This window comes from Shewanella electrodiphila (assembly GCF_023283985.1).
Taxonomy (GTDB): Bacteria; Pseudomonadota; Gammaproteobacteria; order Enterobacterales; family Shewanellaceae; genus Shewanella; species Shewanella electrodiphila.
Window position 1 is genome coordinate 447,967 of the sequence record NZ_JAKIKU010000004.1, and the last position, 25,262, is coordinate 473,228.

Annotated in this window: 23 protein-coding genes; 8 read left to right on the plus strand and 15 right to left on the minus strand. The window is 41.1% G+C overall.

Annotated features, from left to right (window positions below; all coding sequences use genetic code 11):
* Positions 1 to 14: 14 nt before the first annotated feature.
* The gene (locus L2737_RS10100; protein ID WP_248955637.1) at positions 15 to 941 is read left to right on the plus strand and encodes a D-2-hydroxyacid dehydrogenase; all 927 of its coding nucleotides are present in this window, start codon (positions 15 to 17) and stop codon (positions 939 to 941) included.
* A gap of 217 nt (positions 942 to 1,158) precedes the next feature.
* On the plus strand, positions 1,159 to 1,353 hold the full coding sequence (locus tag L2737_RS10105; RefSeq protein ID WP_248955638.1) for a bacterioferritin-associated ferredoxin: 195 nt from the start codon (positions 1,159 to 1,161) through the stop codon (positions 1,351 to 1,353).
* A gap of 120 nt (positions 1,354 to 1,473) precedes the next feature.
* On the opposite strand, the gene parC is transcribed toward L2737_RS10105, so the two are convergent.
* The 7 genes from parC to nudF all read right to left on the minus strand — a co-directional run bounded on the left by parC (position 1,474) and on the right by nudF (position 9,578).
* Complete coding sequence (gene parC, locus L2737_RS10110) at positions 1,474 to 3,768, minus strand: DNA topoisomerase IV subunit A (protein ID WP_248955639.1); 2,295 nt, start codon at positions 3,766 to 3,768, stop codon at positions 1,474 to 1,476.
* A complete protein-coding gene (locus tag L2737_RS10115; RefSeq protein ID WP_241906409.1) occupies positions 3,768 to 4,808 on the minus strand; it encodes a PQQ-dependent sugar dehydrogenase in 1,041 nt (346 codons plus the stop codon). The genes parC and L2737_RS10115 overlap by 1 nt, the downstream gene beginning before the upstream one ends.
* Before the next feature lie 182 nt (positions 4,809 to 4,990).
* Complete coding sequence (parE, locus tag L2737_RS10120) at positions 4,991 to 6,877, minus strand: DNA topoisomerase IV subunit B (protein WP_102527983.1); 1,887 nt, start codon at positions 6,875 to 6,877, stop codon at positions 4,991 to 4,993.
* Between the two features lie 56 nt (positions 6,878 to 6,933).
* On the minus strand, positions 6,934 to 7,509 hold the full coding sequence (locus L2737_RS10125) for a YqiA/YcfP family alpha/beta fold hydrolase (protein WP_102527984.1): 576 nt from the start codon (positions 7,507 to 7,509) through the stop codon (positions 6,934 to 6,936).
* 74 nt (positions 7,510 to 7,583) lie between these two features.
* Complete coding sequence (gene cpdA, locus L2737_RS10130) at positions 7,584 to 8,423, minus strand: 3',5'-cyclic-AMP phosphodiesterase (protein ID WP_248955640.1); 840 nt, start codon at positions 8,421 to 8,423, stop codon at positions 7,584 to 7,586.
* A gap of 31 nt (positions 8,424 to 8,454) precedes the next feature.
* Positions 8,455 to 8,895, minus strand: coding sequence for a DUF1249 domain-containing protein (locus L2737_RS10135; protein WP_102527986.1), 441 nt, complete (start codon positions 8,893 to 8,895; stop codon positions 8,455 to 8,457).
* A 59-nt stretch (positions 8,896 to 8,954) separates the two neighbouring features.
* The gene (nudF, locus tag L2737_RS10140) at positions 8,955 to 9,578 is read right to left on the minus strand and encodes an ADP-ribose diphosphatase (protein WP_248955641.1); all 624 of its coding nucleotides are present in this window, start codon (positions 9,576 to 9,578) and stop codon (positions 8,955 to 8,957) included.
* A gap of 282 nt (positions 9,579 to 9,860) precedes the next feature.
* Between nudF and tolC the strand changes: the two genes are divergently transcribed.
* The gene (gene tolC, locus L2737_RS10145) at positions 9,861 to 11,171 is read left to right on the plus strand and encodes an outer membrane channel protein TolC (RefSeq protein WP_102527988.1); all 1,311 of its coding nucleotides are present in this window, start codon (positions 9,861 to 9,863) and stop codon (positions 11,169 to 11,171) included.
* Positions 11,172 to 11,287: 116 nt separating this feature from the next.
* Here the strand turns inward: tolC and L2737_RS10150 are convergent, their stop codons facing one another.
* The 3 genes from L2737_RS10150 to L2737_RS10160 are packed head-to-tail and all read right to left on the minus strand — an operon-like array spanning position 11,288 to position 13,497.
* Positions 11,288 to 12,025 (minus strand): TIGR04219 family outer membrane beta-barrel protein, encoded by a 738-nt coding sequence (locus L2737_RS10150; RefSeq protein ID WP_102527989.1) that lies wholly within the window; start codon positions 12,023 to 12,025, stop codon positions 11,288 to 11,290.
* Positions 12,026 to 12,027: 2 nt separating this feature from the next.
* Positions 12,028 to 12,999, minus strand: coding sequence for a DUF2333 family protein (locus tag L2737_RS10155; RefSeq protein ID WP_102527990.1), 972 nt, complete (start codon positions 12,997 to 12,999; stop codon positions 12,028 to 12,030).
* Positions 13,000 to 13,011: 12 nt separating this feature from the next.
* Positions 13,012 to 13,497 carry a copper chaperone PCu(A)C gene (locus L2737_RS10160; protein ID WP_248955642.1) on the minus strand — a complete coding sequence of 162 codons (486 nt, stop codon included), beginning with the start codon at positions 13,495 to 13,497 and terminating at the stop codon, positions 13,012 to 13,014.
* A 35-nt stretch (positions 13,498 to 13,532) separates the two neighbouring features.
* Between L2737_RS10160 and L2737_RS10165 the strand changes: the two genes are divergently transcribed.
* On the plus strand, positions 13,533 to 14,270 hold the full coding sequence (locus tag L2737_RS10165) for an enoyl-CoA hydratase (protein WP_229371107.1): 738 nt from the start codon (positions 13,533 to 13,535) through the stop codon (positions 14,268 to 14,270).
* Between the two features lie 6 nt (positions 14,271 to 14,276).
* Positions 14,277 to 14,450: a hypothetical protein gene (locus L2737_RS10170; protein ID WP_248955643.1), complete on the plus strand. Its 174-nt coding sequence runs from the start codon at positions 14,277 to 14,279 to the stop codon at positions 14,448 to 14,450.
* Between the two features lie 35 nt (positions 14,451 to 14,485).
* On the opposite strand, the gene L2737_RS10175 is transcribed toward L2737_RS10170, so the two are convergent.
* The 5 genes from L2737_RS10175 to L2737_RS10195 all read right to left on the minus strand — a co-directional run bounded on the left by L2737_RS10175 (position 14,486) and on the right by L2737_RS10195 (position 17,907).
* The gene (locus L2737_RS10175) at positions 14,486 to 14,692 is read right to left on the minus strand and encodes a PspC domain-containing protein (RefSeq protein ID WP_102527993.1); all 207 of its coding nucleotides are present in this window, start codon (positions 14,690 to 14,692) and stop codon (positions 14,486 to 14,488) included.
* Positions 14,689 to 14,868: a hypothetical protein gene (locus L2737_RS10180; protein WP_229371105.1), complete on the minus strand. Its 180-nt coding sequence runs from the start codon at positions 14,866 to 14,868 to the stop codon at positions 14,689 to 14,691. Before L2737_RS10180 ends, L2737_RS10175 begins: the two co-directional genes overlap by 4 nt.
* Positions 14,869 to 14,871: 3 nt before the next feature.
* Positions 14,872 to 15,231 (minus strand): hypothetical protein, encoded by a 360-nt coding sequence (locus L2737_RS10185; RefSeq protein ID WP_102527995.1) that lies wholly within the window; start codon positions 15,229 to 15,231, stop codon positions 14,872 to 14,874.
* A gap of 285 nt (positions 15,232 to 15,516) precedes the next feature.
* Positions 15,517 to 16,524 (minus strand): tRNA dihydrouridine(20/20a) synthase DusA, encoded by a 1,008-nt coding sequence (gene dusA / locus L2737_RS10190; RefSeq protein ID WP_248955644.1) that lies wholly within the window; start codon positions 16,522 to 16,524, stop codon positions 15,517 to 15,519.
* A gap of 468 nt (positions 16,525 to 16,992) precedes the next feature.
* A complete protein-coding gene (locus tag L2737_RS10195) occupies positions 16,993 to 17,907 on the minus strand; it encodes a LysR family transcriptional regulator (protein WP_248955645.1) in 915 nt (304 codons plus the stop codon).
* Between the two features lie 117 nt (positions 17,908 to 18,024).
* Between L2737_RS10195 and L2737_RS10200 the strand changes: the two genes are divergently transcribed.
* The 3 genes from L2737_RS10200 (at position 18,025) to L2737_RS10210 (ending at position 25,251) form a co-directional block, all read left to right on the plus strand.
* Positions 18,025 to 19,182: a hypothetical protein gene (locus L2737_RS10200; RefSeq protein ID WP_248955646.1), complete on the plus strand. Its 1,158-nt coding sequence runs from the start codon at positions 18,025 to 18,027 to the stop codon at positions 19,180 to 19,182.
* Positions 19,183 to 19,660: 478 nt separating this feature from the next.
* Positions 19,661 to 22,477 carry a cadherin-like domain-containing protein gene (locus tag L2737_RS10205; RefSeq protein WP_248955647.1) on the plus strand — a complete coding sequence of 939 codons (2,817 nt, stop codon included), beginning with the start codon at positions 19,661 to 19,663 and terminating at the stop codon, positions 22,475 to 22,477.
* Between the two features lie 11 nt (positions 22,478 to 22,488).
* A complete protein-coding gene (locus L2737_RS10210) occupies positions 22,489 to 25,251 on the plus strand; it encodes a TonB-dependent receptor plug domain-containing protein (protein ID WP_248955648.1) in 2,763 nt (920 codons plus the stop codon).
* Positions 25,252 to 25,262: the final 11 nt, after the last annotated feature.

The following is a 25,262-nucleotide window of genomic DNA, read 5'->3' on the forward strand; positions in this document are numbered from 1 at the left end:
ATCAGGGAATATTTATGGCGCATAAATTACTGCTATTAACCCAAGAAAATGACAAATATCGAAAGTTATTAACTGACTATAACTTACCAGATTTGATTATTTTAGGGGATGATCCAAGCAGTATTTGTGAAGCAAATATTTGGTTTGCAGAGCCACAACTGGCCGCGCCTCTGTTAAATTTAGGCTCTGAGTTACAGTGGTTACAATCAACATTCGCTGGTGTCGATAAAATAACGGGTTCAAGACAACGCCGCGATTACAGCCTAACCAATATTAAAGGGATTTTCGGGCCTTTAATGAGTGAGTACTTATTCGGCTACTTACTCGCTCATCAACGAGAGCATGCAAAATATAAACAGCAGCAACTGCAACAACATTGGGCACCAGGAAGCTACCGTACTCTTCAAGGGCAACAATTATTATTGTTAGGCACAGGTTCAATTGCGCAACATATTGCTCAAACAGCAAAGCATTTCGGTATGAAAGTCACTGGGCTAAGTAAAACAGGGACTGTAAAACCTTACTTTGATCATGTTGATACCATTGAACACTTAGCTGAACATTTACCCAATGTAGATGCTGTTGCAAGTATATTGCCCAATACTTTGGATACTGAAAACATACTCAATAAATCCATGTTGGCATTATTACCTGCTGAATCAGTATTATTTAACCTAGGTAGAGGTAACGTATTAGATTTGGATGCGCTAGCAAGCCAGCTGCAAATTCAACCACTGCAACATGCAGTGTTAGATGTGTTCAATCAAGAACCTTTGCCTAGCGAACACGCTATTTGGCAATGCCCTAATGCTATTATTACCCCTCACATTGCCGCGCCGAGTTTTCCTGAGCAAGTAGTAGAAGTCTTTGTTGAGAACTTCCACTTATGGCGTCAGCAGCAACCTCTCAATCATCAAGTTGATTTCATCAAAGGCTATTAGCACTCGCCATAAAGCCTTACTTATGACTCGTTATTACAAATTTCGTGAGCCAGTTTGCAGTTTGTAATAACTATTACTTTTCGATAAAAGTCAGATTTGTTCAAAAAGTTATTAGCAATGAGAACTGTTTTCATTTACAATTACATTATTGTTGATTAGCTAGCATATTTACTATTTCCAAGAATAAATATGTCATCATACTTTACGAAGAGGCTTTATGTACGTTTGTCTTTGTCACGGAATTACTGATACCCAAATCAGAGAAGCAGTAAACAAACATGGCGACAGCTCTTTAGCTGACGTTAAAAAACGCTTAGGTGTTGCTGATCAGTGTGGTAAATGTTCTCGTATGGCGACCAACATCATTAAAGCGCAAGTCGATGTCGAACCTAACTTCTACGAAGTCGCATAATTTCTATTATATTTTCAGTCCTTCATTTCTCAAAAAATATAAGCGTTAACTTCAAATCGTATTCATAAAAAATGCTGCCCTTAGGCAGCATTTTTTTATGCAAGAAAAACTCTGAGCATATTACTCACTCGGTTCTTCAGTTCCATCTTCAACAGCTTGTGAACCCTGCTCAATTTGAACACTGTCAACGCGCTGTAAACCTCTTGGCAGTTTAGCGCCTCGACGTCCTCTTTCACCGCGATAGTGTTCTAAGTCAGATGGTTTCAAGGTCAACTTACGTTTACCCGCCCATAAGGTCACTGATGCATCCTCAGGGATAATATCTAAGTGGATTAATAGCTCTTCACGGTTCTTAGCGCGATCCGTTGGAATGCCAATAATTTTGTTGCCTTTACCTTTGGATAATTGCGGCAGAGCATCGACATCAAATATCAACATCCGACCTTCGTTAGTGATGGCAATAATCGATTGTGTCACCCCTTTATTCACCAATTTTGGCATTAGCGACTGCGCATTAGCCGGTAAACTCAATAACGCTTTACCCGCCTTATTACGGCTTATCATATCGGCGTAAGAACCAATAAAACCATAACCAGCATCACTGGCGAGTAGATAACATTGGCTATCAACCCCCAGTAGCACATGTCGCATCACCGCGCCTGGAGATAGGTTAAAGCGTGTTGTTATTGGCTCACCCTGGCTTCTTGCTGAAGGCAATGTATGGGTGTCAGTTGCAAACGCTCGCCCAGTTGAGTCAATAAATACCGTCGGTTGATTACTCTTACCACTGGCACTACACAGGAACGCATCACCCGCTTTATAATTTAAGCCTTCACCATCGACATCATGGCCTTTAGCACAACGTACCCAGCCTTTATCCGATAACACTACGGTAACTGATTCAGCTGGGGTCAGTTCTTGCTCAGTGAGTGCTTTAGATTCTAAACGTTCAATAATCGGTGAACGTCTGTCATCACCAAAGGTTTCACCGTCTTGAATTAACTCTTTTTTCACTAAGGTTTTTAAACGACGCTCTGAACCTAAAATTAATTCCAGCTTATCGCGTTCAGCTGCAAGCTCTTCTTGCTCGCCTTTAATTTTAAATTCTTCAAGCTTAGCTAAATGACGTAATTTTAAATCTAAAATGGCTTCAGCTTGCTTTTCGGATAACTCAAAACGAGCCATTAACTCAGCTTTTGGTTCATCGTGAAATCTGATGATTTCAATGACTTCATCGATATTCAAGAATGCAATCATTAATGCATCAAGGATATGAAGTCTTGCCAACACTTTATCTAAACGGAACTGTAAACGACGTGTCACTGTTGAGATACGGTAGGTCAGCCATTCCGTTAATAGCTCTTTTAAACCTTTAACTTTTGGGCGACCATCCAAACCCAAGACGTTTAAGTTAACTCTAAAACTCTTTTCCAAATCAGTTGTTGCAAATAAATGCGCCATCAACTGATCGCAATCCACTCTATTCGAACGCGGGACAATCACTAGACGCACTGGGTTTTCGTGGTCTGATTCGTCGCGTAAATCCGCAACCATAGGCAGTTTTTTTGCCTGCATTTGATTAGCGATTTGCTCTAAAATCTTGCCGCTGCCCGCTTGGTGTGGCAAAGCTGAAATGACTACTTCACCATTATCGATATCATAAACCGCTCGCATTTTAATTGAGCCGCGGCCGGTGTCATAAATCTTAGCGATATCTTTGCTAGGGGTAATAATTTCAGCATAAGTCGGATAGTCTGGGCCTGGAACAAATTCCATTAGGCGCTCTAGATCGGCCTTTGGATTTTCCAGTAATTCAACACAAGCTGATACCAATTCACGCACGTTATGCGGCGGAATGTCAGTCGCCATACCAACAGCAATACCGGTAATACCATTCAATAAAATATGTGGTAAACGAGCAGGTAGCGATTTTGGCTCTTTCATGGTGCCGTCAAAGTTGACGCCCCAATCGACAGTGCCTTGCCCTAACTCTGACAGGAGTACTTCTGAAAACTTAGATAGTTTAGCTTCGGTGTAACGCATTGCAGCAAACGATTTAGGATCGTCAGGTGCCCCCCAGTTGCCTTGACCGTCAACTAACGGGTAACGGTATGAAAATGGTTGTGCCATTAATACCATTGCTTCATAACACGCGCTATCACCGTGTGGGTGATATTTACCTAACACGTCACCAACTGTACGAGCAGATTTTTTATGTTTAGATTGAGCCGATAAACCAAGCTCACTCATTGCATAAATAATACGACGTTGAACGGGTTTTAAACCATCGCCAATATGTGGCAATGCACGGTCCATAATCACGTACATTGAATAGTTTAAATAAGCCTCTTCAGTAAAACGGCGCAGAGGCATTTGCTCAACACCATCAAGGCTTAATTCAATCGCATCACTCATTATTTAATATCCTGTGATTGTTCTGTCGCTTTGTAATACAAGCGGTATATATTGCCTTTTAAGTCATCAGAGATGAACATTGCCCCATCAGGTGCATTTATCAGGTCATAAGGTCTAGCGACGGGAAACTCGCCGTCTAAAAAGCTTACCACTCTTTCACGTTTAGTAACTTGGCCATCGTCAAGACTTAGCATGACAACCTGGTATCCAATCTTACTAGAACGGTTCCAAGAGCCATTTTCGGCAACAAAGAGTTGATTATGGTAACGCTCGGGAAATAATTTACCTTCATAGAACAGTAAACTTGTCGGCTTCACGTGAGCAGGAAGCTCAAACGCTGGTGCGGTAATATTGAGGGTATCAGGCTTTTTAAATGCGGGCTCAGCAACATCAGTGCCATGAATATATGGGAAGCCAAAATGACTGCCTTTGATGTCAATCCGATTGATTTCATCAGCGGGCATATTATCACCCATCCAGTTTCGACCTTGATCTGCAAACCAGAGCTTATCTGTGGTCGGTGACCAATCAAAACCAATCACACGGCGAAGCCCTGAAGCGACTTGTTCGGTATCTCCTGATTCAATATCAATGGCCAGCAAGCTACCAAAAGGCGCAGGTGCCTCACAGACATTACAAGGTGAGCCTATTGATAAATATAAACGGCCATCAGGACCAAACTCCATACCTCGAGCGTGTTTGCGCTCTATGCTGGGTAAACCTGAATACACCTCTTTGGGCCTACCCGGACGGCGAAGACGGTTTTCAATATCTTGATATCGTAAGATTCGGTCATCTTCAGCAACGTATAAATCACCATTATGAAACGCAATCGCCTCTGGATAATCTAAGCCTTTGCCAATCAAATATCGTTTATTTACTTGACCATCATTATCGGAATCAACCAAAGCGTATATGGTGCCACTCTTTCTTGAACCAACAAACAAGGTGCCTTTACTGCCTATAGCCATCTGCTTGGAGTCGCCCAAATCAGAAGCATATAAAGTGAGTCCAAATCCTTTTGTAACAGTAATCATCATAGGATCAGCAGCAAATGCTTTAACTACAGCGAACTGAGCTAAAGCGATGACAGACAGTGTTTTTAACGCTGTTGAAATTTGCTTGATATCCATTTTAATTATTATTCTCGACATTATATTTATTCTTTGCCTTTATCTTTTGTGGCAATGCGCAACTGCTTAATACGTACCCTAGTAACGTGTTAGATCTCTGCTAAGTCGCCTTTCGACTCTAACCAAACTTTTCGGTCTGGCGAGCGCTTTTTAGCTAATAACATATCCATCAATGCCATCGTATCGTCATTATCATCAATGGTAAGTTGTACCAATCGACGAGTATTAGGATCCATAGTGGTTTCACGTAACTGCAGTGGGTTCATCTCACCCAATCCTTTGAATCGAGTGACCTGCACTTTGCCTTTTTTCTTTTCTGCAACAATTCTATCTAATATACCGTTTTTTTCACCTTCATCTAAGGCATAAAATACTTCTTTGCCTAAATCGATACGGAATAAAGGCGGCATCGCGATATAAACATGCCCTTTTTCAACTAAAATGCGATAGTGCTTCATAAACAAGGCGCACAACAGTGTAGCAATGTGAAGACCATCAGAATCGGCATCAGCTAAAATACAGACTTTACCGTAACGTAACTCTGAAATGTCTTCGCTATCAGGATCACAGCCTATTGCGACTGAAATATCATGGACTTCTTGCGATGCTAGCACTTGAGATGCATCGACTTCCCAGGTGTTTAAGATTTTACCACGTAGCGGCATAATCGCTTGAAACTCTCGGTCTCGAGCCTGTTTTGCACTGCCACCAGCAGAGTCACCTTCCACTAAAAATAACTCGCCTCGCATAGGGTCTTGGCCGCTACAGTCAGTTAATTTACCCGGTAAAGCAGGACCTGAAGTGACTTTTTTACGGGCGACTTTTTTCGCTGCTTTTAGACGGCGCTGCGCATTACTAATACACAATTCTGCAAGTTGTTCAGCCTGCTCAGTATTTGAGTTTAACCAAAGTGAAAATGCATCACGGACAATGCCAGAAACAAACGCTGAACTTTGACGGCTTGATAGTTTCTCTTTAGTTTGACCAGAGAACTGAGGGTCTTGCATTTTAATTGATAAAATAAACGATGCTTTATCCCAAATATCTTCAGGAGATAATTTAATGCCTCGTGGAACCAAATTCCTGAATTCGCAAAACTCACGCATTGATTCCAACAAGCCTTGTCTGAAACCATTAACATGGGTTCCACCTAGTGGCGTTGGGATCAAGTTTACGTAGCTTTCATAAATACTGTTTCCGCCTTCCGGCAGCCAAGTAATGGCCCATTCAGCAGCATCGGTTTTACCCGAAAACTCACCAATGAAAGGTTCTTCTGGTAATAGAACGGATCCCTTCACTGCTTCTTTCAAATAATCTGTTAAACCACTTTCGTAAAACCATTCATTAACCTCACCATTTTGCTTATTAGTGAACTTAATACGTAAACCTGGACACAACACGGCTTTAGCGCGTAATTGATATAACAGCTTAGTGATTGAGAAGTTGCCAGAGTCAAAGTAACTAGCATCTGGCCAGAAATGCACACGAGTACCTGTATTACGTCTGCCACAGGTGCCTGTCACTTTTAGGTCTTCAACTTTATCGCCATTCTCAAATGCTATCTCGTAAACTTGCGCATCACGACGAACGCTGATCTCAACCCGCTTCGACAAGGCGTTGACGACCGAAATCCCTACACCATGTAAACCACCTGAAAATTGGTAACTATCATTTGAAAACTTGCCACCAGCATGTAGTTTGGTCAGGATTAATTCGACACCTGGGATCCCTTCTTCAGGGTGAATATCCACAGGCATACCACGACCATCATCGGTCACTTCTAGTGAGTTATCCGTATGAAGAACGACATCAATTTTAGTCGCATGACCAGCTAAAGCTTCATCGACACTGTTATCGATGACCTCTTGACCTAAATGGTTAGGTCGAGTGGTATCGGTGTACATACCTGGACGGCGTTTTACAGGGTCGAGTCCGTTGAGAACCTCGATGGCGTCAGAAGTGTATTGATTGGTCATAGTCCACACATTTGGTCAATTGTTAGCCCACATTATTGGGCCATTATGAAAACTGATTAAGAAAGCTGTAAAAACTCACAAATCTTATCTAGCTGATTTTTATAGCCAATAAAACTGTGGTCACCATTGGGTTCTAAATGAAGCTCACAACAGTGATATTTGGATAACGCTTGACGATAATCTAACACTTCATCGCCAGTTTGCAAAAATACTAAGAAACGATCGGGACGATATATCACCTCAGTGTTGAATTCAGCCACATCAAACTTATGTTGTGGCAACACTTGGTAATGCTCGTCAGTATAAGGGTTATGTTGAGGCCCTAAAAATTCATCAAACAATTCAAATGGTTTTACCGCTGGGTTAACTAAAACGGCTTTTCCACCATAAGTTTCAGCGAGATAACTTGCAAAATACCCACCTAACGAGGAGCCTATGTATGTTAAAGGCTCACCTTGCACTTTAGCGCGCTCTACAATACCACATAATAATGCCATCGCTTCTTTAGGCGATGAGGGTAATTGAGGTTGAATGAAGGGTAAATTCGGAAAACGGTGTTGAATATACTGCGCCGTTTCGGTTGCTTTATCTGACTGAGGGGAACTATTAAATCCATGTATATAGAGAAGCATACTTCCTCTCGCGTTAATTAACCTGAATGCTTAAACAGCGATTATAATCAGGCCTACACATGAATAGTTAGCGTTTAATAACCGCTGGCATCATTGTCTGGAGAGAATTTTTCACCAGGCACCCGATAAACATTAGTTTGAATGCTACCATTGCTAGCTAACTCCAGCAAACGATAGCCAGGTTGAAGTCCATCTAACGCAAAATAGGATGATTTTGGCTTAAATTGTATACAAGTAGATGGCGTCGCCATTAAATGAATCCCACCTTCTGCAGTAGAATACTGGCTATCAATGGTTTGATGAACGTGTCCCCATAGCGCACCTTTTACTTGTGGGTACCGACTTACACGCTTTAAGAAATCTTCACCATTAGCCATGCAATGCTGATCAAGCCAACTACATTCAACTAATATAGGGTTATGATGCATAACAAGTAGAACATGCTTATTGGGCTCAGCAGCAATTGCTGCGTCAATAAGTGCCATTTGTTGTTCAGCCATATAACCACCTGGCTTACCACGCACTGTAGAGTCCAACATCAAAATTTGCCACTCACCCGCTATGATGCGCTGCTGACCAAATAAATGATTACCCTGCATATGCAAACTCATTAACCGAGGGTCATCATGATTACCCGGTAAGTAATGGCATGGAAGGTCTAGTTTGGCAATGGTCGATGAAAAGTGTTGATAAGACTGCGGTGAGTAATCTTGGCTGATATCACCCGTAGCTAGAACCATGTCGGCAGGATATTCAGTTGCAAGGAATGTATCTAAAACGGCCTGAAAACTGGCAGCCGTATTCACACCTAATAGCTTCGCTTCAGGATCAGCAAACAAATGCGGGTCAGTAACTTGAATAAGTCGCACGACATCCGTATCAGCAATTGAATAAGACACAGGCTCTTTAAGCACTAATTAATCCCAAAATAAATTAATTCAATGTTTAGACTGAAGAAGAACAGATTTTCGCAGGGCGACATCCAATCTTTAACAGCTCTTCAAGAAATGCATTAACTTGATACTTCTCATCCGTTTGATGCATATGTACATTTGGATAATCATACACTGCTTTTAACCGGTAGATCTGTTGACTAGTTAACACTTCTGCCAATTGGGCATCATGATAGACTCGCACACAGGCTTTAGGTGTGATAAGGAAATCGTTATTGGGTAAATGGCGTGTTATTTCAATTAATTGAGTATACTTTGTATTCTCTATAATTGTGACATCTAATAATCCAAACTGCCCTTCAACAGTCCAAGACTCATTGACTTCTGCAACATCTGGCAACCACTTTAAAATCAACGCATAATTTCGCCCGCACAGTGCTAGAAAAGCACTCACGTTAGGCTGATATTTATCTTTCGCAGTTTGTTGCTTCAAAATTAACTCACTTACTTTTTGCTTCTTTATTTCAAACCTTTGACGATAAATCTATCAAGCTATGCTTGTCTTACTGTATCTAGGTTTAACGCTAACCATTGTAAGCCAATAACAGTAGATGCATTATCTATTCGACCTGAATTAACCATAGCCATAGCCGCATCAAAGTCTACAACATGGACTTTGATATCTTCATGCTCATAATCGAGACCATGGATGCCTTCGGCTTTGCTTGCATCGACTTTGGCCCAATAAAAATGATAACGTTCCGATGAACCGCCTGGTGTTGCTAAATAACTATTCACTAAATGGACTTCGCTGGCTTTTAAGCCGGTTTCTTCCATTAATTCACGCTCCGCGACTTCAGCTGGAATTTCATCGGCTGCAATCATACCTGCCACAAGCTCAAGAAGCCAAACTGAATTAGTCGTTGCTAATGCAGGTAACCTGATTTGTTCAATTAATACGACTTGATGAGTGATGGGATCATAAGGCAAAACAACCACGGCATTACCACGTTCAAAAACTTCCCTGGTGACGACCTCGCTCCAACCACCTGAAAACAATTTATGTTTGAATTTATATTCATCTAATTGGAAGAAGCCTTTGTACAAGGTTTTAGTGGAAATGACTTCAATATCGCTTTTTGCGTTAAATTGTTCTATTAATTCACTATCTTTCATATTTTTTCTTACAGTTTGTAAGCCCTTTGAAATATTTAATGCACTATTATGTTAGTTAAGCATTTAAGCATGTGAGTTTAAAAAAGTCTGTTACAACTTGAAAGTTGATATTTAGCTTAAAGATGATAGTCTTTTTATCATACACACTAGATACATAGCGGGATTGCACAAAGTTTTAGCGAGTTCACAATATGCTAAAGCAATCTTGCTTATCAATATAAAATGTGAACAAACGAGATTATCTTACCTCCCAAGTGGAGACTATGTCTAAAAGGGCAGCAAATGAAATTTAAAATACGTTCTTTATACGCAGCGCTAACACTAGCCGTTGCTGCACCTGCAGCAAATGCTGATGATTTACTGCAAATCTATCAGCAAGCGCTAACTAGCGATACTATCGTACTTCAAGCACAATCTCAGCGTGATGCACTGTATGAGACAATTGAAGAAAATCGTGCTCCCTTACTACCTACTATCAGCGCGAATGTTGGATATGCTAAAGCATGGAATGACATTGATGACGGCTCTGCTACTTCTAAACCTGATGGTTTCACTGGCGGCTTGTCATTAAACCAAGTTATTTATGACCACAGTGCATGGGTTGGCTTAGACTTAGCCGAAATGGCAGCATCACAAGCTGATTCAGCTTATGCCTCTGCGCTTCAAGCATTAATCATTCGTGTAACCACAGCATATTTTGATGTATTGACTGCAAAAGACAACTTTGAATTCCAAGGTGCAGAAAAACGCGCGATTGAGCGTCAACTAGAGCAAACTAAACAACGTTTTGCTGTCGGTCTTACTGCGATTACTGACGTGCATGAAGCACAAGCACAATACGATTTAGCTTCGGCAACCGAAATTCTGGCAGAAAATACGCTAGCAAACAGTTATGAAGCATTACGTGAAATCACCGGTATTGATCACAAGTCAATCAATACACTTGATACTAATCGTTTCTCAGCTGGTGCAGCAAACCCAACAACGTCATCTGAGTGGTTAAAAATTGCTGAAACTAACAGTATTGATTTAATGACTCAGCGTATCGGTCGTGATATCGCTAGTGAAACTATTTCGCTTTATAAAGCTGGTCACATGCCTTCACTTAACTTTGGCGCTGGTTACACTAAAGGTGTAAAGCAAACCGGTTCAGCTGATTATGATAATGCCAACATTGCATTGACTTTGAGTGTACCGATTTTTGAAGGTTTTAAAGTGACTTCGCAAGTTAAGCAAGCGCAGTTCCAATATGTTGAAGCTAGCGAAAAACTGGAACAAGTTCATCGTGGTGTCGTTAAAGATGTACGTAATAACTTTAACAACGTCGGTGCATCAATCAGTTCAATCCGCGCTTATGAGCAATCAGTGATTTCATCTGAAAGTGCACTAAAAGCCACTCAAGCCGGTTTTGAAGTAGGTACACGTACTATCGTTGACGTATTAAACCGTACCCGTGATTTATATGATTCAAAGCGTCAACTATCTGATGCTCGTTATGGTTACATCAACTCTATCTTGGCGCTTAAGCAAGCCGCTGGTACATTGAGTGAAGACGACATTATCTCTATTAACAATGGTTTAATCGCACAATAATGATTAGCTGGCGGTAAGCTAAAACACTTACCGCTGTTATTCAAAACAAACGATTGAAAATAAGAGACAAAAAAACCGCCAATAGGCGGTTTTTTAATGTCTGTAAACTGAGTCAATTAGAACGTCAATTCAACACCTGCAAATGCGCCTTTAAACGTCATATTCTGCGTAGTGTCAGAAAAGTCATCAACGTCGAAGTTAAACTCACGGTAACCAACGCGAATTGCAGTATCTAGTGCAACACCATCAAACTTCCAACCTAGACCTGCGTTGTAATCGTACACACTGGTTTCATCAACACCTAACATGACATCAGCAAAAGCATATAAGCCAAGTCCAGGAATGCCCACTTCAGCGTTCGCATAAACCATAACGATGCCGCTATCTACGTCCACTTCTTCTGGATGTCCAGGATCTTGAACGCGTAGCGAGCCATGCATTTGCTTGTAAGCAGCACCTAAATCTAAGGCGACTAAATCATTGTCTAAGATTTCATAATAAAGAACAAAATCAGTGTTACTTAAATCGTTGTATACCGTGGTATCACTATCAAATTGATGACCATTGAACATAAAGTTAGAGCCAACTTGGCTGCCTTTACCTTCTAAACGGTTCTCACGAATTTTGATATTAGGTACTAAAGGAATTGGATGCTCAATGGCAATCCAAACGCTACCTTGAGCTTTAGACTCATAATTATAGGTTTGCGCCACACCATCATCACTGTTAAATGAGCCACTGGTATCAGCATCCCAGTAATCACCACCAACTTTGAAGCCCACAAGCGTTGAAGCTTGTGCAGAAGATATGCTTAACATGCCTACAGCGGCCATAGCAAGAAGTGTCTTTTTCATCATTATCCCTGAGAGAGTAAGTTAGTTAAATCAATTACCGCGGCATTTGCACGCGATATATAGTTGGCCATCACTAACGAGTGGTTAGCCACTAATCCAAAACCATCACCATTTAAAACCATTGGGCTCCAAACAGTTTGCTGAGTTGCTTCAAGTTCACGAATAATTTGACGTAAACTCACTTCAGCATTTTTCTTTTCTAGCACATCGGCAAAATCAACTTCGATAGCTTTCATGAAATTTAATAATGCCCAAGCTGAACCTCGGCTTTCATAAAGCACATCATCAATTTTCCACCAGCTTGTTTTAATTTCGTTACTGGCTAAAGACGGTGTTGACTGTCTTGCTGTGCTGTCGCCTGCTAAATCTGTATTTAAACGATCTTGACCAACACTAGCAGATAAGCGTTGCGACATACTGCCTAAACGTTTCTGCACTTCTTTTAGCCATTCATTTAGGTTATCTGCACGAGCATAAAACTGTGCATTACTGTTTTCTGTATCACTAATTTTAGCGCGATAAAGTTTCAGTAATTTGATTGCTTCACGATATTCGCCTTCTGCACTTGGCACTAACCAGCTAGTGTGCTCAATATTGAGCTTTGAGTGCGCGGCAAGTAAATCTGCATCAGCTGTTGATTGCGACTGAGAACGACTGAACTCTTTACGCATAATCAATGCTAGGTCACGTGATTGCTCTAGTGCCCCAAACTCGAATGCTGGCATGTTATCCATGATCACAGAGGGAGGCATAATATCATTTGATAGCCAGCCACCTGGTTTGTCCAATAGGGTTTCCATGGTAGAAATTAACGAAGAAGTTGTCGCATAACCAACAATGTCTTCACCACGTTCATTTTGCAGTACTTCTGGCTCAAGAATATCAGGCTCAACACTCCACCAAACCGCAATGAAATAACCAATTAATAAGATTATTCCTACAACGCCAAATACTTTATTCCTTGTCATTTGCATCAATACAACTCCTTAGTGATGATGGTGGTGATGGCTTTCTTGCTTATCATTACTCGCCCTTTTTTCTACCGCCAGTTCGATTGCCAATGTTTTGCCATCCTTAAACGTCAGCACTAAAGGAACTTTATCCCCTATCGCTAGCGGCGTCGTTAATGATAGCAGCATAATATGGTCACCCGATGGTTGTAGCGTTAAGGTGCCATGAGATGGAATGTCAAAGCCGTCAACTTGACGCATTTTTACCATGCCATTCTCTTCAACCAAAGTGTGTAATTGCGCTTCTTTAGCCACTGGTGTTGTCACAGAAACTAATGTTACAGCATCATCTGAGTGGTTCATTAATGTCAAATATGCTGCTGTATTAGGCACACTGGCGGGCATCGCTCTTACATGTCCTTCACTGAGCATTATCCCTGCTGATGCTGAAAAAGAAAATACGGTTAACGCTAAAAAACTAAACAGTTGTTTGAATATTGCTTTCAATGTCATAAACTCCATTTACACCCTACTCGTGTCCATAAGGAAAACAACGAATGAGTCAGATTCAGGTTAAGGATGATCAAGGCGTACGTATTATCAGTTTCAATCGCCCTGAGAAACGTAATGCATTTAATCTTAAAATGTACCAACAGCTTACAGAATACCTGATCCAAGGTGAGAGCGACAACGACATTCGTACCTTTATGTTACGCGGTGAAGGGAACTGCTTCACCTCAGGTAATGATATTGCTGATTTCCTCGCCAGTGGCGAACTTAACGAGTCTCATCCGACAGTACAATTCTTACATTGTCTGCTTAATCTTAAAAAGCCCATCGTAGCAGCAGTATCTGGTGCAGCTGTAGGCATCGGCACAACAATGCTACTCCATTGCGACCTAGTTTATGCTGACAACAGCGCCAAGTTTCAATTACCTTTCGTAAATCTAGCCCTGGTGCCTGAAGCAGCTTCAAGTTTATTGTTACCACTTATTGTTGGCCAACAAAAAGCAGCTGAATTAATTCTATTAGGCGAAAGCTTTACGGCAGAAACGGCTTGCGAACTAAATATTATCAATCGGGTGATTGAGTCATCAGAATTAAACGATTTTGTTTTTGAACAAGCCAAAAAACTCGCGAATCAACCGCCATTATCACTGCAAGCATCTAAAAAGCTTCTGCGCTATAACCAAGCTGACGTTAAGCAGCAAATGCTAGCTGAGTTAGAAGTATTTAGCGAAAGACTAAAAAGTGATGAAGCAAAAGCACGCTTCCAAGCTTTCTTAAAAAGATAGAGTTAAGTGTCACTCGCTAATGAGCCAAACAGCTATTTGCTAACGTTAGTTGAATACTTTTATAAGACTCGTAAGCGCTGTTTGAAAATGGTGACTGCGGCACTTGGAAGGAATAAAGAACACTTTTATCGTGATGGTACGATAGTGATAAAACGACCTCTTCCTGTGCTGCGTGACTAGCGAAAATTGATGTTAGGGTAAATTCATCCCTAACATTAATATTTTGTTTTTTGCTGGCTTACGACAATAGCGGTAACAAAGTAAGCAATCAGTCCCATCGTCGGGCTTAAAAATATAGCAATCAATGTTAACACACGAGACCACATTACAGACCAACCAAACTGCTTTGAAAGCGAGTTTACTGCACCGCATATAATGCTTTTATCTGACTTTAAAAACGTTTCTACATCGGACATGTTCATTTTGTTTCTCCAGCAAATTCTAAATTGATTATTTCTTCAGAAATTGCATCGACACTTTTAAATTGATACCACTGCAACCCACATATCAGTAACGAACAAATAATAAAACTAATCACGGGAAGCAGAAGTAATGAAATTAATGGATCTGCTAAATGAAAAATCATCATTAAATCCATGAATTAATCCTCATTGCTCGCTAATACAGAATCTGTAGTTGTTTCTGATACTGTATCCGATGCTGTTTCAGCTAATTCTAGTGAACTGTTTAACTCAAATGCTTGCTCTGCAATTTGACTATGAAGCGAAAGTACGATTTCTTGTTTTGCTGATTGCAACATTTCAGAAGCCGTTTCACTTAAACGCGTTTCTAACACATCAATCATATCTTGACTGTTTAAATCGTTAGCCTGAGCGCTCATACTTGCAGTTGCAATTAACGCGACTAAAGCGACTTTTTTCAATACACTTTTTGCTGATGAGTTTGCGTTAGTATTAGTTGTAGAGATTAAACCATTTGTATTAGTAGTTGAGTTAAACATGATGTCTTCCTTTTCAATTGTTGGGTACACCATGGTTATTACAAGCTACGTGCCAAGTTTTAAATTATTTTTTAACAACTGAATTTAAAGTGTTTTTTATCAATTCAAGATTTTCAACAACAAAACCTCATTGAGCATTTTTTAAACTATTAGTATTTTTAACCACTAAAATAGTGAAATTAGCTAAAACTTAATTAGCCAAATAACGCCCACAAAAAAAGCGCCAATGATTGGCGCTTTAAATCTCGTTTAAGGTTCCTCTTAAACAATTATCTTGCGATGCTTTTACACATTATTAGGGTAAAAAGTCACATCCGCTGGCGGGCGACTCTGCTCCATTCTTGCTACGGCATCCCATATAACTGAAACACCCGCGCCTGCTTTATGGGCGTTCTCACTTAAATGTCTGCGCCAGCCTCTTGAACCAGGTAACCCCTGGAATAAGCCAATCATGTGACGAGTAATATGGTTTAACCTGCCACCGTCTTTTAAATGCTGCTCAATGTAAGGCATCATTTGCTCAATCACTTGTTCACGGGTGATAACCGGCTTTTCTTCGCCGTATATCAACTGATCCACTTTAGCCAATAAATACGGGTTCTGATAAGCCTCACGACCGATCATCACACCATCAAGTTGTTGTAAATGGCTCAGTGAGTCCTCTAAGGATTTAACACCGCCATTAATACTAATGTTCAAATCAGCATAATCACGCTTTAACTGATAAACGCGCTCATAGTTAAGTTCAGGTATTTCGCGGTTTTCTTTCGGGCTTAAGCCCTGTAGCCATGCCTTACGGGCATGCACAATGAACGTATCGCAACCAACAGCCTTAACGGTATCAACAAAATCAGTCAAAAACTCGTAGCTGTCTTGCTCATCAATACCGATTCGCGTTTTAACTGTCACGGGAATATCGGCCACTTGTTTCATCGCATCAACACATTCAGCTACTAACGCAGGCTCACCCATTAAACAGGCACCAAAACGCCCATTCTGTACTCGATCAGACGGACAACCGACATTAAGGTTAATCTCATCATAGCCACGCTCAAATGCCAATTTGGCACACGTCGCTAAATCTTTTGGATTCGAGCCACCTAACTGCAATGCAACAGGATGTTCTTCTTGGTTATAGGCTAAGTAATCACCTTGACCATGAATAATCGCACCAGTCGTCACCATCTCGGTATACAGCACAGTATGTGCCGACATCAGTCTAGCAAAATATCGATAATGCCTATCAGTCCAATCAAGCATTGGGGCGACTGAAAAACGGGATGATGTGTGCATATCAAGAACCTCTTTTAAATTCATAAACATAGCGCACATTCTGCCGCTTTGCGTTGTTCTACATTCAGTCCAAATTCAGCCGCGTTGGCATTTAGGAACAAGTTGGGGGATCAATTGGGGGACGAGTCACCACTCAAATTGACAAGGCGACGGATTATACAGAGCAACCTCGTTTGCTTCAATGAGGGAAAACAAGCCAAATCATCAACCCACTTCAAATCCACTTCAAATCCACTTATTAATCAGTCATTGCGAAGGCTATGCCATTGATAAAGTAATCGACAAGATATAAAGCACTGTTGCCCCTTTATAATCAACATGTGACAATCGATAAGATTAGGAAGAACAGCACTAACGCTGACCTGATTTCGATAATCTATTAACCTATAACACGATGTGCCTTTTAAGGGGCGCTAGTTGTCATATGTGAACAAATGGTTTTTATTAAAAAGATAGGTAGTCTTGCAACTAAAACGAACCAATAGATGCTTCTTTGACCTTATCGATTAGCCAAACTATCGAAGGGTCAATGCTTCTCGATTTCGACCAGAATATCGAAGCTTCGACTTTTTGTTCGAGAAAATCATTTTCCAATATTTTTAAGTTAAAAACATCAATATTCGCAACCGCCATTTTACGCGTAAAAATAGCTAAACTATCACTATCTTTGACCGAAGATAATAACCCCCAATAACTTGCGACTTGCCGTTTCACTTTTCGTTTCTTTAGCATGTCTAAACAGGTGATAGAAAAGCGCTCGAAAAAGCTATTGTTCTCAGAAAGGCTTGAGAGAGTGATATGTTGATTATTTAAAAACTCCTCCTCTAAAATAGTCCCTTTCGAAAACAATGGATGCTTCTTACCGCAAACCACTACCAATTCATCATCGTAAAATGTTTGAGACTTAATAAAAGACTGAGTTTTAACGCTCCCTTCAATAGCAATATCAATACTGCCTTGTCTTAACATGTCTTTAGTCACTTTAGTGCTGTGATTCTCGACCAGAAGTGTTACATCTGGCGCTTCTTTCTCAACTATCCTAAAAATAGTGGGAATTAAAGTGTGCTCAAAAAGACTTATTGTAGAAATTCTAAATACACGCTTGCTCGAGTTAGGGTCAAATTTAATCCTTTTAGCAGATAGTGCGTCTAACCTTGAAATCGCATCTGCAATATCAGGATATATCTCTAACGCAAATGCTGTAGGCCTAACACCTAGTTTTTCCCTAATGAAGAGTGGGTCGTTATAGATATTTCTTAGCTTCGACACACTTTGACTGACTGACGGCTGAGTAATACCTAATCTTTTAGCTACCTTCGTATACTTTCCTTCCTCTACTACTGCTGCAAAAACAGCCAACAAATGATATTCACTTGACTTCATGCCTATATCTTACCGTTTAGATATAAAAAAAATTATATCTAATAGTATCAGTTTTTTATCTAGAAAAATTAGACTTATCCAACACGAATAGAGCAATACACGAAGGACGTACGAATAATGAAAAGAATGAACTGCTTAGCAGCTGCGATTACTGTAGCTTTGGTCGGTTGTGGCGGGAGCGATGACTCTTCATCACACACCATTGATGACGCATTTATTCAAGAAAGTGTAACCGCAACTCAAGGAATGACTCGCGCACTTTTGTCTAAGTATTTTAGCAACATGTTTGAGTATGGCACGGACGGAACAATTTACCCGATTAGCACGGATGGTTCGTATTGCGGTGGTGGCGCTTGCCTCGATGGTCAGAACATGAGCAATGAAGAATACGATGCGGCATGGGCAGCGCTTTCTGCACTAAACATTCAAGAAGGTAAAACCCTAAGATACCGTACTGAATCTGAGGTGAATGGCGTTTCATTAAGGGAGCCCGTTAGTGATGACGGTTATAGCCGCTTGGTCACTGTTTTTATCAATGATAATGAGCATTTGACACCTGCGCGTCGCGCCCTAATTTTGGACGCGGTTGAGACAATCGAGACGCAAGTTGGCGTAAAAATATTCAACGATGAAATCTTGGACGTAAACTTGGCACAGTTTGATGCTGATTTTTATCTAAATGAAGAGCGCAAACTTAAAGACTCGATTGAATCAGGTGGCGAGCGATACGAGACTGCAAAACAGTATCGCAACCTGTGGAAAGGTCACACGTACAACAGTGACGCAAGCCGTAACTACGATGCAGACACCGCGACTCACACAGATCTAGATCACCCTCAGTATGGAAACGTCATTGAAACCGACAGCTATGAAGATATTTCAGAGCACTATGGTGTTCGTGGTGCGATCACAATCTCCTACGGCACTACTCACGCATTGCTTGATTCATCACAGTGCAGTAATTACAAAGCAAACCACAGTACATTCCCGTTTTATGGTGGTGACACTGGCTTCAAGGTTGATGACAAAGCCTACTTCACGAACAGCAACTGGCACATGGTTAACCTAGGTAGCCATAACAGTATTTGTAAGAACATGGATACCATCACTAAAGACATTATCATTCATGAGTTAGGTCATGCGTTAGGTCTTGGAGCTCACTTTAATGGTTTCGGTATGGACGGCATTTGGGATGAGCGAGCAATCGCAGTTTTGAAAGCCATCTACCACAACCCAATTGCAACACCGATCAGCGAGCTAACCGTAGTTGAGTAATAACCTCACATAAGTCAAAACAAAACGATGCCACTTGGCATCGTTTTGTTAGGCAATACTCTTTTGGTCAATTTGCACCCTTGTTTAACATAAAGGAGTAAAGCCAACACTCTATCAGTAGCATAGTAAATTTTATCTCTAAACCAAAGTAAGCAACCAACTCACAACATTTACACAAGGCTTAAACTCGATTGTTCGCTCTGCAAGTTAATTAAACGAACTCAAAATTTAAACTTAATACTCTAATAATAAATAATCCTTAAAAATCAGATAAATAATATTTACCCTTTTAAAGAAAAAGTTTATTTTTGAGCGCTACAATTAATTTACATTGTCAAACGCAAAATTTACAAACAGTTGCGATCTTGGTCATAAAACCACAAACATGTATCAAATGGTTATGAGAATGATTTGCATTTGTAATAACGCGGTATCAGAATGCCACCGGAAATAAGTTAATAATAAATAGGACTTTCTGATGGCGAAGCATACATTCCCGATCGCACCTTTAGCTCTTGCTGTAGTTTCAGTATTACTTACAGCATGTGGTGGAGGCTCTTCTGACTCAAACTCTGCACCCGTTTTTGATACAAGCTCACTGGCCGTTACACTAGAAGAAGACACTAGTTTTGATGGTAATTTAGCCGCTACAGATACAGATGGCGATCAAGTCAGCTTTTCCATTACCCAAACACCTGAAAACGGCTCACTTTCATTAAGTGCTGATGGTAGTTATAGCTACACACCAGAGGTTGATTTTTTTGGTACAGACACTGCGACAGTAGAAGCCAGTGATGGTACGGCTGCTACCTCTGCCAATCTGGTATTCACTGTTACCAATGTCAATGACGCCCCCGTAATCGTGAGTAGCAGTGTCGCTGTGAATGCAAACGGTGTGACCGAAGGTCAAATTGTAGCAACGGATGCAGACGAAGATGCCTTGAGCTACTCGATTGAAGTCGCCCCTGAATCAGGCTCATTAGCACTTGATGCAACAACGGGCTCATTCACTTACACCGCAGATCCATTATCGTTTGCCAAATCCTTCACGGTTGGTGTGAACGATGGAAATTCGGACATGGTCACAGCCGTTATTGAACTTAAACCTAGCTACGAAACCAACCAACAAAAGCAAGACTATTACTACGCATCAGAATTATCACACCTTAAGCAGTCTCAAGCATTAATCAAAAACCTTGAGCAAGACAACTTAGCAGATCCTGCGTACCACGCGTTGGCCCAAGGTTATGCCAATGCAGGCTTAACTGACGAAAGTAGCCGTATTGTCAATGAAGACATTATCAATCAGGACAACAAAGCCAGAGCATTAAGAGATATTGCGGCAGACTACAATGATAATGGTTTATTTGATGAAGGTGATGTACTGCGTGATGAGGCATTAAAAGTCTACAATATTTACGTGGCGGATAAAGGCTTTAGCAGCTTCAATACCACCGATGGTCGGTTTTATTTGTCTTTATTAGGTGATTACCAAGACAGTGGTAATGAGCTTGGTGCTGAAAACGTATTAGCAATGCTTGGCTTGATAAAAGAAGCATTACAATCTGATGAATATACGACGAGTTATGGCTACTTGCTTACCAGTAACCGTAATTATGTCGAGGAATTGCAAACCCAATATTTAACGGATAAAACGGAAGATAATCGACTTAAGTTTGTTGCTGCCGTTGATAATTTTGTCGAGTATATTGAAGATATCGGCTATGAGTATTTACCGTCTTCTAAAGCCAACGCGGGAAGTTCTGACTACTACAAACGCGCGTTTTATTACGGTTGGGCACTTGAATACTATGTTCGTGCTGGCGAAGAGGATAAAAGCAAAGAGCTTATTGCGCGAATAATTTCACTTCACGGTGAGGTCACTTACGATGAAGAGTATAATCGTCCAGCTAATGAATACGCTGAATACACTAAAGAAAACGGTGTCGCTTATGCTTTACAACTCGCAGCAGGCGCACTAGAGCTGCTTTACCCTAATCTATCTCCAAACCCTGCATTAGCTATTGTCACTGGATCAGAGTTTTTAAATCGTTATGAATCAACGGTTCAAGCTGAGATTGATGACTACCATGGATTATCAATTATATTAGAAGGTGGCAGTGTTGAAACGGCAACCGACTATTTAATTGGTCTATCGCCAGATGCTTACCGAACACAGTTCAGAGATGTTGCAGAGCAAACAATTACGAGTCCAGGACTTGCAGCACATCTCATCAATTATGGTATGTATGATGAAGCGAAACAAGCAATTGAAATTGCTAAGGGCATACTTACCAGTGCAGAAATGATTGAAGAAAGGCTGACGTCTCCAGCAAACATTGTTGGCGCCTCTGGTTGTGGTAAGTTGATCGAATTGCTTCAACGAATGGACGCTCAAGATGAGGCCGTAGCATTATTCCCAACTTGTCAGCAACTTTTAACGGATAACTATCCACTTGACGCTGAAGACCTAACAACTGCTAACCTGTTAACTGCACGACAAGAGTTGATGAGCGTTGCAGGAGAGTTCGGAGAGTCAGAAGTCGCAGCAGCTATCACCATTGAAGCACTAACCTTAATTGATAAAGTCAGTGATTTTGAAGACCGTATTGAATGGCGTTATGAATTTTCCCAAAGTGCAGCACTTAACGGTTTATTAATCAGTCCAGCTGAGCAAGCAACAACAATTGTTGATGAGTATCTAACGGGTTATGAAACATACGTTGCCGATCAAGATGGTGATGAAGAAGCAGGGTTAGAGATAGGTATTGAGATCCTTGAGCAGCTTGCTAGTCCTGATGATTACAATACATCAACTGATGCATATTCTGTGGTGACACAAATGCGCTACCACGCTGCAGCAGATGACTATGCGACTAGCTTAGCCAGTGTACAAGCTGATATTGCAAGGCTAATTAGTTTCATTGATACCAAAGTGCAAACACAAACTGCGACGATTCAAGCCAACATCTATGAGGATTGGGTTGCACTGCTAGCAGGCGCACGTAACTACGATTTTGCAAAAGCAATCATAGCTCGTGATTCAAATGCTGAAGCAGCCCAATTAGAATTGACTGCTGTATTAGCTGAAGAAATCGCCTTACAAGAAGATTTCCCAGCCACTGCTGCTGCTAACGTCGATACAGATCAAGACGGTAAGCCTAATTTCTTCATCAGTGTAGCAACTGAAGAACAAATCACGGCCTCAGGCTTAACTGCTGACGATGATACTGACGGTGACGGTATTCTTGATAGTGAAGATGTTAACCCACTATTGCCTGATAGCGCTCAGTAACGGTTAACACTATGAAGTTAACTCTTAGCCCTGTATACGTCAGCATGATGCTGGCGTTGAACCTAACAGTAACCTTTTCCGCTTTTGCGGAAAAGGTTAGTCCCTTTAAACAACAGCAACAAACAATACTAACCAGTACAGAAAAGACTGCAGAATTATGGCAGAGCTGTGCTCGCAACTTACGTTTTCCCGAAGCAGAGTTATTGAATGAAGAGCAAGCCAAATTAATGAAAGGCTGCCTTAACAATGATGGAACGCCAGTTGAAGTGATAGAAGTGACGGGTCGCTACTTTGGTCCTGAAGTACTTGAAGCTCAAGGTAGAATTTTCCTATCGCAGGATTTTATTGAAAATGCACCTATTGGCAATGGTGATATAACCGAACTATTAAAAGGTCTTCCGGGCATTCAATCTAGTGAAGCAGACAATAGCTTGTCGAGCCTAACAGATATTCGTTCCCGTGAAGTGTCAATTTCTGGCGGTAAAGCTTACCAAAATGGCTTTTTCATCGATGGAATGAACGTCAATAGTCGTATCGATCCTGGCAGTTCTTCAGTCGCCACAAGTAGCCAAAACTCTGTCGCGGGTCATACGAACGAGTTCTTTTTAAACAAAGACTTAGTAGAAAGTATTACCGTTTATGACTCCAATATTCCGGTAGAATATGGCGAGTTTGTAGGTGGCGTGGTGGAATCTCAAAGTAAAGATGCCTGGGATTTACCTTCTGTCAAACTTGGGTATCGAGGTACCAGTTCTGACTGGGTGGAATTCCATGATATCTATGGTGACAATGCTGAACCATCTGAATCAACCTTTGAGAAGCCGGTATATGACAAACATCAATACAAGCTTCAGCTAGCTAAGAAACTGGAAAATGGTCGAGGCATTGGCCTAAATGTCAATCACACTCAGTCAACACAAAGTATCGAATCCCTTGGCGTATTAGAAGATACCGATAGTACCAACTCAAACTTCATGTTGAAGTACGACTCAGAATTAGATTGGTTTGATCACCTCAGCGTGTCAGCGCTATATGCTCCATTTGAGGATCACGATATTCTCAATGATACCTTGAATAGTGATTACACCACCAAAGGCGGTGGATACGCGCTAAATGCGGTCGGCCATCGTAATCTTGGTTGGGCTGACTGGAAAATTACCGCTAACACTCGTTACAGTGAAAATAGTCGCACAGCCCCTCAAGATCATTTCTCTTGGGCTAACGTCCCCGGTAAAGATTGGGCAGAACCTTGGGCGACCGTATCCAAAGAAGGCGCTTATGGCGATCTCGATACACAACAAATTACCTACTCGCTAAATAACAAACTTGATTTTGACGCCAATTTTTGGGAATTAGATCATCAGTTTAGTATGGGGCTACAATTAGAAAGCCAGCAAATATTGCGTGACCGAAATCAGCAAGCTGTGACCTACTCTAATGCTAGAATTAATAGCCAAGTAGATTGTAATGGCAACAATTATGATTGTATTGAGCAATCCAATAATATCTCTATTGAAGATCTAGAAGCCATATTAGGTGAGCCGTTTAATCCAATTAATCCTGAACACCTTGCGCTTTATGAACAATCAGTAGCTATCACAGGACAGTTTTTTCAGCGACGAGTTATTTACCAAGAAGAACATATAGATGTCACTGTGCGTAAAGCATCAATGTACATCCAAGATGTTGTCGAGTGGGATAACTTAAAGCTAAATTTAGGTTTGCGTTATGACACTGAAGATTTCTTCAGTAACCATAATATCGCACCACGAATTTCCGGTGGCTACGATCTTTTTGGCGACAATCAAACCTTAATAACTTTCGGCGCTAGTCGCTATTACGATGCCAATTTAACAACATATGCTATTCGTGAGCAGCAGTTACCTTATATCACTCAGTATCGTGACTCATTCAATAATGTCGTCGGTGATTGGATTGATGATAGCGATCAAGACTTAACGCGTTATCGATACGATGGCGTAAGAACCCCCTACTCGGATGAATTAACATTGGGCTGGAAACAAGAAATGCTCGGTGGATTCTTGTCGTTACGTGGGGTTTGGCGTCAAAACAAGGATGAAATTGGTCAGGGTGACTCCGTACGTGAAGGTGGCTATACCTACCTCTATCAAGTCAATAAAGGTGAAAGCGAGCAAAAACGTATTTCCCTTTCTTGGAACGGCCAATGGCGCGATCATAGTTTCTGGGCCAATACTTCTTGGTCTGAAACCTCTACCAGCCAAGAAAGCTATGACGACAATATCGACGATACACCAGCTGAAGATATTGTTGCTTATGAAACCACAATCGTTGATGAAAATGGTAAAGAAGAAACAGTTTATACCGCAGTATCTCTAGCCGATCTTGATAGGCTTGCATCAAATTATGCGCGTCCTTGGATAGTCAATATGGGCTGGACTGCAAAGTGGACTGACGATTTACAAACCACTTTAACTGCGACATATACCCAAGGCTACACCTCTGTGTCTTCAACGTCTGAAGTGCATGAGTTTGAAGATATTGTTGAAACAACACCTTCTGGTGAGTTACTCCCCCTAGAAGCGACGATTTATCGAGAGTTTGAATACGATGATGCCATTTTATTTAATGCATCGTTACGTTACCGACTACCTGACTTCAATAAGCATGGCCTAGCGTTGAGCTTTGATGTCAGTAATTTACTAGACAGCCGAACATATTCCGTACTCCCCGGTGAGTCAGGGGTTGAGGTTGGTCGTAGCTTCTGGTTGGGCATTAACTATACCTATGACTAATAACTGATTAT

Bases quoted from the DNA above. Each gene is read 5' to 3' on its own strand.
- L2737_RS10200 (WP_248955646.1), top strand. From the start codon at position 18,025: ATGAAAAGAATGAACTGCTTAGCAGCTGCGATTACTGTAGCTTTGGTC.
- L2737_RS10210 (WP_248955648.1), top strand. From the start codon at position 22,489: ATGAAGTTAACTCTTAGCCCTGTATACGTCAGCATGATGCTGGCGTTG.
- parE (WP_102527983.1), bottom strand. From the start codon at position 6,877: ATGACCAATCAATACACTTCTGACGCCATCGAGGTTCTCAACGGACTC.
- L2737_RS10180 (WP_229371105.1), bottom strand. From the start codon at position 14,868: ATGGATTTAATGATGATTTTTCATTTAGCAGATCCATTAATTTCATTA.
- L2737_RS10125 (WP_102527984.1), bottom strand. From the start codon at position 7,509: ATGCTTCTCTATATACATGGATTTAATAGTTCCCCTCAGTCAGATAAA.
- L2737_RS10100 (WP_248955637.1), top strand. From the start codon at position 15: ATGGCGCATAAATTACTGCTATTAACCCAAGAAAATGACAAATATCGA.
- L2737_RS10185 (WP_102527995.1), bottom strand. From the start codon at position 15,231: ATGTTTAACTCAACTACTAATACAAATGGTTTAATCTCTACAACTAAT.
- tolC (WP_102527988.1), top strand. From the start codon at position 9,861: ATGAAATTTAAAATACGTTCTTTATACGCAGCGCTAACACTAGCCGTT.
- L2737_RS10160 (WP_248955642.1), bottom strand. From the start codon at position 13,497: ATGGAGTTTATGACATTGAAAGCAATATTCAAACAACTGTTTAGTTTT.
- dusA (WP_248955644.1), bottom strand. From the start codon at position 16,524: ATGCACACATCATCCCGTTTTTCAGTCGCCCCAATGCTTGATTGGACT.
- L2737_RS10150 (WP_102527989.1), bottom strand. From the start codon at position 12,025: ATGAAAAAGACACTTCTTGCTATGGCCGCTGTAGGCATGTTAAGCATA.
- L2737_RS10175 (WP_102527993.1), bottom strand. From the start codon at position 14,692: ATGAACATGTCCGATGTAGAAACGTTTTTAAAGTCAGATAAAAGCATT.
- L2737_RS10115 (WP_241906409.1), bottom strand. From the start codon at position 4,808: ATGATGATTACTGTTACAAAAGGATTTGGACTCACTTTATATGCTTCT.
- L2737_RS10165 (WP_229371107.1), top strand. From the start codon at position 13,533: ATGAGTCAGATTCAGGTTAAGGATGATCAAGGCGTACGTATTATCAGT.
- parC (WP_248955639.1), bottom strand. From the start codon at position 3,768: ATGAGTGATGCGATTGAATTAAGCCTTGATGGTGTTGAGCAAATGCCT.
- L2737_RS10155 (WP_102527990.1), bottom strand. From the start codon at position 12,999: ATGCAAATGACAAGGAATAAAGTATTTGGCGTTGTAGGAATAATCTTA.
- L2737_RS10105 (WP_248955638.1), top strand. From the start codon at position 1,159: ATGTACGTTTGTCTTTGTCACGGAATTACTGATACCCAAATCAGAGAA.
- nudF (WP_248955641.1), bottom strand. From the start codon at position 9,578: ATGAAAGATAGTGAATTAATAGAACAATTTAACGCAAAAAGCGATATT.
- L2737_RS10195 (WP_248955645.1), bottom strand. From the start codon at position 17,907: ATGAAGTCAAGTGAATATCATTTGTTGGCTGTTTTTGCAGCAGTAGTA.
- L2737_RS10205 (WP_248955647.1), top strand. From the start codon at position 19,661: ATGGCGAAGCATACATTCCCGATCGCACCTTTAGCTCTTGCTGTAGTT.